This is a genomic window from Micromonospora sp. NPDC003776 (assembly GCF_053605645.1).
Genome location: NZ_JBSGJR010000353.1, coordinates 1 through 7,365, shown reverse-complemented (window position 1 = coordinate 7,365; position 7,365 = coordinate 1). Strand labels below are relative to the sequence as shown.

The window sequence follows — 7,365 nt, the reverse complement described above, 5'->3', positions numbered from 1 at the left end:
TGCTGCTGAGTTCAGCCCGTCTCGCGCGCGCGGCTGTGTTTCCCCGGCGGCGCTCGCGGCGTTCCCGCCGCCGCACCCGCGCCAGGCGGCGGGAAGGGGTGACTGGGCGTAGCCGGCCACGGATTGCGGTGCGCCGGCTACGAGCTTGCTGTCGTGAACGACTCAGCTGCCGGGGCCGGTCACCTCAGCGGCTCCCCTGGCGGGCGGGTGAGCAGCGCTCACCTGAGCTGCCCCGCGAACGGTCGTGTCGCAACCCGCGTCCGAGTTCATAGACTCCGTTCATGGTGAACCGACCCCCGGTCGTCGACGCGTTCGGCCGGGAGCTCGCGGCGCTCGGCTGGGTCACCGACCTGCTGGTCGCGGGATCCCTGGCCACCGGCGACTACCTCCCGGGCGTCAGCGACCTCGACCTGGTCGCGGTGACGGACGGCCCGGTCGACGCCGGCCGGCAGGCCGCGCTCGCCGGCGTGCACCGTCGCCTCGACGAGGGGGTCGGCTCCGGCGCCAACCTGGGCTGTGTCTACGTCGACGCCGCGACGGTTCCCGACCTCCCGGTGCGGCATCCGACGTGGACCCACGGCCAGCTCGTCCAGCGCATCCTCTCCGGGATCACCCGGGCCGAGCTGGTCCGGCACGGGTACCCGATCTTCGGTCGGGCGCCGCGCGACGTCCTGCCGCCGATGGCCGACGACGACATCCGGGCCGCCGCCCATGCCGAACTCACCGGCTACTGGGCCTGGGCGGCTCGCCGTCCGTGGCTGTGGCTGGACCCGGCGCTCGCCGACCTGGGGCTCACCTCGATGGCCCGGGGCCGCCACGCGCTCGGCACCGGCGCGCTGCTCACCAAGACGGCAGCGGTCCGGGAGGCCGCCGCCCCGGCCTGGCTGATCGACCAGTTGAGCGCCCGGCGGCGCGGGGAGCCGGTCGCCTCGCCCCGGTTCCGGACCGCCCTGATCGCCTGGCGGGACGCCCGCCGGACCGTGGCCCGCGCGCGACTGCCCATTCCAGGAACCGGGTCGGGGGGACGATGACCACCGCGAAGAGGTACGCCGAGTTCGCCACCCGCGAGGCGCACGGGGTGTCACCCGCGTACGAGCGGCTGGCGCTGGCGGTGTCCCGCGACGACGAGCTGCTCGCCCTGATCGACGCGCTGCCGCCGGCCAAGCGGCAGCCGAACCTGCTCTTCGCGGTGGTCCGCCTGCTCGGCGGCCCGGTCGAGGACCCGGCCGCCTTCCACGACCACACCATCGCGAACTGGCCGGCGATCGAGGCGGAGATCCGCACCCGGGCCACCCAGACGAACGAGGCGGGGCGGTGCGCCGTACTGCTGCCGGTGCTGGCGTCGCTGCCGCAGCCGCTCGCCCTTCTGGAGGTGGGCGCGTCCGCCGGCCTCTGCCTCTACCCCGACCGGTACGCGTACCGCTACGGCGACCGGGTGCTCGGCGTGGGCGCCCCGGTCCTCGACTGCGCGATCACCGGCACCGTACCGCCGGACCGCTGGCCCGAGGTGGTGTGGCGGGCCGGGCTGGACCTCAACCCGCTCGACGTGACCGACCCGGCGGACGTCGGGTGGCTGGACGCCCTCATCTGGCCGGAGCGCGCGCACCGCCGCGACCGGCTGCGCGCGGCGGCGCGGGTCGTTGCCGCCGACCCGCCGCTGCTGGTCCGGGGCGACCTGGTGGACGACCTGCCGGCGCTGGCCGCGCGGGCACCGGCCGGCGCGACCCTGGTGGTCTTCCACACCTCGGTGCTGTACCAGGTACCCGCACCCCGGCGGGACGCGTTCGTCGAGCTGGTCGGCGCGTTGCCCGGGCACTGGGTCGCGAACGAGGCCCCGGAGGTGCTGCCCCACGCGGCGTTGCCGGAGCAGCCGGGCGGGACGTCCCACAACGTGCTGGCGCTGGACGGGCGGCCGCTCGCCTGGACCCGGGGACACGGGCAGGGCATCACCTGGTTCGCCTGACCCGCGTCCTGCGGACCGGGCACGGTCGGGTGGAGGGCGCCGCTTCTCGCAGTCCTGCCGTCACCGGCCGTCGGCGCGCGCCGCCGGTCACCCGTCAGTGGGGCGCGACCTCCGCGAGGCGGATGGTGAGGAAGGCGCGTTCGGCCTCGTTGTCGACCAGGGCCAGCGCCGCCCGGTACGCCTCCGCCGCCGCCTCGGGCCGGTCGAGCCGGCGCAGCAGGTCGGCGCGGATCGCCGGGAGGTAGTGGTAGCCGGCCAGCCGAGGGTCGGCAGCCAGCGTGTCGACCTCCGCGAGGGCCGCGCTCGGCCCGTCGACCATGGACACCGCGACCGCGCGGTTCAACGCGACCACCGGGGACGGCCAGCGTTTCAGCAGTTCGTCGTAGAGGCGGACGATCTGCGGCCAGTCGGTCGCGGCGTAGCTGGGCGCCACGGCGTGCAGCGAGGCGATGGCGGCCTGGAGGGCGTACCGGCCGACCCGCCCGGTGCGGAACGCGCCGAGGACGAGCGCGTTGCCCTCCTCGATGGCGGCCCGGTCCCACGCCGAGCGGTCCTGCTCCTCCAGCGTGAGCAGGCGACCCGCGTCGTCGGTGCGGGTGGCCCGGCGGGCGTCGGTGAGCAGCAGCAGCGCGAGCAGACCGCGTACCTCGGGCTCGTCGGGCATCAGCGCCAGCACCATGCGGGTCAGGTGCACGGCGCGGGCCACCAGGTCGGCGCGGACCAGGCCGGTGCCGGTGGGCGCGGTGTGCCCGGTGGTGAAGAGCAGGTGGATCACGGTCAGCACGGCGTCCAGCCGCTCGGGCAGTTCGGCGGCCTCGGGCACCCGGTAGGGGATCCGGGCGGCGGCGATCTTCTTCTTGGCCCGGGTTACCCGTGCGGCCATCGTGGTCTCGGAGACCAGGAACGCTCGCGCGATGTCGCCGGTGCTCACCCCGCAGACGAGGCGCAGGGTCAGCGCCACCTGGGCCTCCCGGGCCAGCGCCGGGTGGCAGCAGGTGAACACCAGTCGCAGTCGGTCGTCGGGCACGGCGTCCTCCCCGGGCTCCGTCGGATCCTCGGCCTCCGCCGGCTCCACCAGCAGCGGCATCTTCGACCGGAACACCTTGTCCCGGCGTAGCACGTCGAGGGCCTTGCGCTTGGCGGTGGCGGTCAGCCAGGCGCCGGGCTTGTCGGGTACGCCGTCGCGCGCCCACGCCGCCAGCGCGGCCAGGTAGGCGTCCTGCACGCACTCCTCGGCCACGTCGAGGTCCCCGGCGACGCGCGCCGTCGCGGCGAGCACGAAGGCCCACTCGCGACGGTGCGCGTCCGCCACGGCGCGTTCCGCCGCGACCGTACCGGCGTCGCTCACTCGGCCGGGGGCGTGAAGAGCGGCCGGACCTCGACCCCGCCGTCGATGGTGGCCGGGTTCAGCTTGGCGATCTTCAGGGCGACGTCCAGGTCGGGTGCCTCCAGGATGAAGAACCCGGCGACGACCTCCTTCGCCTCGATGAACGGGCCGTCGGTGACCAGGTCGCCCCGGATCGCCGTGGCGGTGGTGCTGGGCTGGAGCGCGAACCCCGTGACGATCTGCCCGCCCAACTCCTCGACCTGGGCCGGGTACCGGTCGAGCAGCGCCAGGTAGTCCGGCGTGATCTCCATCGGGTCGGCCGGCGCGGGCGAGTAGATCAGGACTGCGTACTGGGCCATCAGACTCTCCTCTGTTCGGTGTCTTGCCATCCCGACGGGCGGGGCCGACCGGATTCGACAACCGGCCCGGAAAATTTTCCCCGGGCCCGATGATGATCTCGGGTCGGCGGCCGGTGGCGTCGACCTGTCATCATGCCCGCATGGCGTGGCCACCGAAGCGGCCGTGGAAACCGAACCCGTTGGCGGCGCTGGTGGTCGGCGTACTGGCCGGCTGGATCCTGCTGGCCGTGCTGATGAACGGCGAGTCGCTCGACCGGGCCGACAAGGCGGCGGGTGTGGTCGGCATGCTGCTCGCGCTGGGGGGCCTGGTGGTCACCCTCATGGAGCTGGCCCGACGCGGATCGACGGGGGACACGGCGGAGCCGGCGCAGCCGCGGACAGCGCTGCTCGCGCGGCGCAGCGTGCTGGCCGCTGCCGCGGCCATGGGTGTCGGCCTGCTCGTCGTGTTCCTGGTCGGGCTGGGCGGGGGCGGCGAGCCCGACGCCGCCGGCGGTCCCACCCCGAGCCCGACCAGCGTCGCTCCGGCCAGCTCCGCCCCGGAATCCACCGGACCGGCAACCGCTGCCGCCGAGCGCTGTGCCCCGCCGCCCGCCGCGGCGGCGTCCCCGGCCGTCGCCGAACCCTCCTCCACCTCCGCGGCGGCGTTCCCGGCTGCCAGCGCCTCCGCCGAGGTGATCCGCCACGACGGCCTGCTGGTGCTGTCCCGCGGCTACTACGCGGATCTCGACTCGCTCTGCCCGGACTGGGACGTGGCCGAGCTGCTCGGCTCGAGCGGCGGGGACATCGGCAACGACGGGGAGGGCCTGGTGCGCAACCCGACGGCCGGGGTCCAGATCGCGGCGGTGCCGAGCGATGCCCCGGCCACCTACGCGATGTGCGCCGCGAACACCGACTACCTCGCCGAGACGCTGACGTACCAGGACCTTCGGGTCGGGGACCGGTACTGCGTACTGACCGACGACGGGCGGCGCAGCCTGCTCACCGTACGGCGGAAGTTCGCCGTCGGGGACCGGACCAGCGTCCAGGTGCAGGTGCGTACCTGGGCGCAGCGGCAGGAGGGCGAGAAGACCGACTACGGGCCGTGGATCGTCGGCGGGATCATCCTGCTGGTCCTGCTCGGCGGCGGTGCCAAGAAGGCCACCTCGGGCGACGGCACGACCGCCGACTGAGATGGGACCGTCGGTGACCATGGGGTCACCCGACGCGCGCCGACCGACTAGTGTGGACGGTCCCGAGACGACGGGAGATCGCCATGCGGGTCCCTCGCCCCACCGCCCTCGCGCTGCTGCTGCTGCCGCCGGCCTGGGGGCTGGTCGCCGGGTGGTGGACGCCGCGCGGCCCGGGCACCGTGGGCACGGCGCTCGCCTCGATCGGGATCAGCCTCGCCGTCGGGCTCGCGGCCGGCCGGCTGAGCCGCTCCCGGTGGGCGATGCTCGCCGCGCCGCTGCTCTTCGCCGTCGCCGTGGAACTGGTCCGGCTGCGGCTGCGCGGGCCGACCGTCGACCGGCCGCACCTGACGCCGTTCGGGATGGTGAGCCTGCTCGCCGGGCGCGGCGTGCACGGGCTGCTCTCGCTGCTGCCGCTGCTGGTGGGCGCGGCGTACGGGGCCGGGCTGGCCCGCCGGGCCGCCGGTGCTCCCCCGCGCCGGCCGGTGCCGCGCTGGCTCGGCCGAGGCGTCGTCGGGCTGCTCGCCGCCCTGCTGGCCCTGGTCGCCGTCGGCGCCGCGGTGCCCGCCCGGACCGCCGCGATTCCCGGCGGGATCGCGGAGTTCGACACCGTCCACTCGGCCGGACGCGACCTGGGCCTGCTGATCCGGGGCGCCGATCCGCGCGCCCCGGTCCTGCTGGTGGCGCCCGGCCCGCCCGGCGGCTCGGAGACCGGCTCGGTCCGCCGGCACCTGGCCGGCCTGGAGCGGCGCTTCGTGGTGGCCACCTGGGACCGCGCCGGCGCGCCCCGGTCTTGGTCGGCGTTCCGGTCCGCGGCGGACTGGACCCTCGATGACGAGGTGAACGACCTGCTGGCGGTCACCCGGCACCTGCGCCAGCGGTTCGGCCGCGACCGGGTCCACCTGCTCGCCCACTCCGGCGGCACCATCCCGGGCCTGCTCGCCGTCCAGCGGCACCCCGAGCTCTTCGCCGCGTACGTGGGGGTAGGGCAGGTGGTGAGCCTGCGCGAGGCGGACCGCAGCGAGTACGCGGACATGCTCGCCTGGGCCCGGCGGACCGGGCGGGCCGACCTCGCCGAGCGGATGGCCGCCCAGGGGCCGCCGCCGTACCGGGACATCTGGGCGTACGAGCCGCTGCTGGCCAACGAGCCGGGGGCGTTCGCGTTCGACCGGACCGGTGCCGGCGAGGACGAGACCGGGGTGGTGAGCAACCTCGGGGTGCCCGAATACAGCCCGCTGGAGAAGGCGCACCTGTTCGGCTTCCTCGACGGCTGGGACGTGCTCTACCCCCGGCTCCAAGACCTCGACTTCCGGCGGGACGTGCGGGAGCTGCGGGTGCCGGCGTGGTTCGTCGACGGCGCGCAGGAGGTGCCGGGCCGGCTGCGCCTCTTCGACGAGTGGTACGCGCAGCTCCAGGCCCCGAGCAAGGACCACCTGGTCATCCCCGGCGCCGGGCACCGGTCGCTGTTTGAGCGGCCGGAGCCGTTCGTCGCGTACCTGGACCGGGTGCGGGACGCAGCGGGCGCGCCCGGCGACTAGGGTCGACGTTCATGATCGAACCGGGCTGGTTGACCGAGACCCGCGCCGCGTACGACACCGTGGCGGTGGACTACGCGCGACTGCTCCCCGGGGTGGTGGAGGGTCCGCTCGACCGGGCCATGCTCGCCGCCTTCGCCGAACTGGTCGGTCCCGGCCGGCCGGTGCTGGAGGTGGGCTGCGGCACCGGCCGGATCACCGCCCACCTGCACGGGCTGGGCCTGGAGGTGGCCGGCGTCGACCTGTCACCGGGCATGGTGGAGGTGGCCCGCCGGACGTACCCGGAGCTGCGCTTCGAGGTCGGCTCGATGACCGACCTGGCGGCGCCCGACGGTGGGCTCGCCGGGCTGGTCGCCTGGTACTCGGTCATCCACCTGCCGCCGGAGCTGCTGCCCGGGGTGTTCGCCGGGTTCCACCGGGTGCTCGCGCCGGGCGGTCACCTGCTGCTCGCGGTCAAGGCCGGCGACCGGCGGATCCGCCTCCAACAGGCGTACGGCCACCAGGTCGGGTACGACGTGTACTGGCTGCCGCCCGAGCGCCTGACCGCGCAGCTCACCGACGCGGGCTTCGCCGTGCACGCCACGCTGGTCCGCGAGCCCGAGGGTCCGGACCGGGGACCCCAGGCGTTCCTGCTGGCCACCCGGCCGGCCGAGGCGGAGGAGTAGTCGTGAGCGTCGCCCTGTTCACCCTCGGCGGCACCATCGCCATGGCGGGCACCCGCGGGGGAGTGGTCAGCCGGCTGACCGGCGCCGACCTCACCGCCGCCGTACCCGGGCTCGCCGAGATCCCGCTCGACGTGCGGGACGTCGAGGCGGTGCCCAGCGCCGCCCTGACGTACCCGCAGCTCCTGATGCTGGTCGACGCGGCGGGCGCCGCGGTGGCGCAGGGAGCGACCGGCGTGGTGGTCACCCAGGGCACCGACACCCTGGAGGAGACCGCCTACCTCGCCGACCTGGTCTGGCCGCACCCGGCGCCGCTGGTGGTCACCGGCGCCATGCGCAACCCCACCCTGGCC

At 75.3% G+C, this 7,365-nt stretch carries 8 protein-coding genes; 6 read left to right on the top strand and 2 right to left on the bottom strand.

The genetic code is table 11. The annotated features are described in order from the left end of the window. Nucleotides 1-281 precede the first annotated feature (281 nt). Together ACWEVO_RS24480 and ACWEVO_RS24475 are read left to right on the top strand one after the other, a co-directional pair. Entirely contained in the window at nucleotides 282-1,031 is a 750-nt protein-coding gene (locus ACWEVO_RS24480) for a nucleotidyltransferase domain-containing protein (protein ID WP_452309853.1), read from the top strand. Beyond that, complete coding sequence (locus ACWEVO_RS24475; RefSeq protein ID WP_452309852.1) at nucleotides 1,028-1,963, top strand: DUF2332 domain-containing protein; 936 nt, start codon at nucleotides 1,028-1,030, stop codon at nucleotides 1,961-1,963. Before ACWEVO_RS24480 ends, ACWEVO_RS24475 begins: the two co-directional genes overlap by 4 nt. A 94-nt stretch (nucleotides 1,964-2,057) precedes the next feature. Here the strand turns inward: ACWEVO_RS24475 and ACWEVO_RS24470 are convergent, their stop codons facing one another. Further along, on the bottom strand, nucleotides 2,058-3,275 hold the full coding sequence (locus tag ACWEVO_RS24470) for an RNA polymerase sigma factor (protein WP_452309854.1): 1,218 nt from the start codon (nucleotides 3,273-3,275) through the stop codon (nucleotides 2,058-2,060). 32 nt (nucleotides 3,276-3,307) lie between these two features. Further along, complete coding sequence (locus tag ACWEVO_RS24465) at nucleotides 3,308-3,649, bottom strand: YciI family protein (protein ID WP_452309851.1); 342 nt, start codon at nucleotides 3,647-3,649, stop codon at nucleotides 3,308-3,310. 140 nt (nucleotides 3,650-3,789) lie between these two features. On the opposite strand from ACWEVO_RS24465, the gene ACWEVO_RS24460 reads away from it, so the two are divergent. The 4 genes from ACWEVO_RS24460 to ACWEVO_RS24445 all read left to right on the top strand — a co-directional run. Next, entirely contained in the window at nucleotides 3,790-4,818 is a 1,029-nt protein-coding gene (locus ACWEVO_RS24460; protein ID WP_452309850.1) for a hypothetical protein, read from the top strand. Nucleotides 4,819-4,901: 83 nt separating this feature from the next. Further along, nucleotides 4,902-6,353, top strand: coding sequence for an alpha/beta fold hydrolase (locus ACWEVO_RS24455; protein ID WP_452309849.1), 1,452 nt, complete (start codon nucleotides 4,902-4,904; stop codon nucleotides 6,351-6,353). Between the two features lie 11 nt (nucleotides 6,354-6,364). Further along, the gene (locus tag ACWEVO_RS24450) at nucleotides 6,365-7,015 is read left to right on the top strand and encodes a class I SAM-dependent DNA methyltransferase (protein WP_452309848.1); all 651 of its coding nucleotides are present in this window, start codon (nucleotides 6,365-6,367) and stop codon (nucleotides 7,013-7,015) included. 2 nt (nucleotides 7,016-7,017) lie between these two features. Further along, nucleotides 7,018-7,365: asparaginase domain-containing protein (locus ACWEVO_RS24445; protein ID WP_452309847.1), on the top strand; the 348-nt coding region annotated here is incomplete at its 3' end.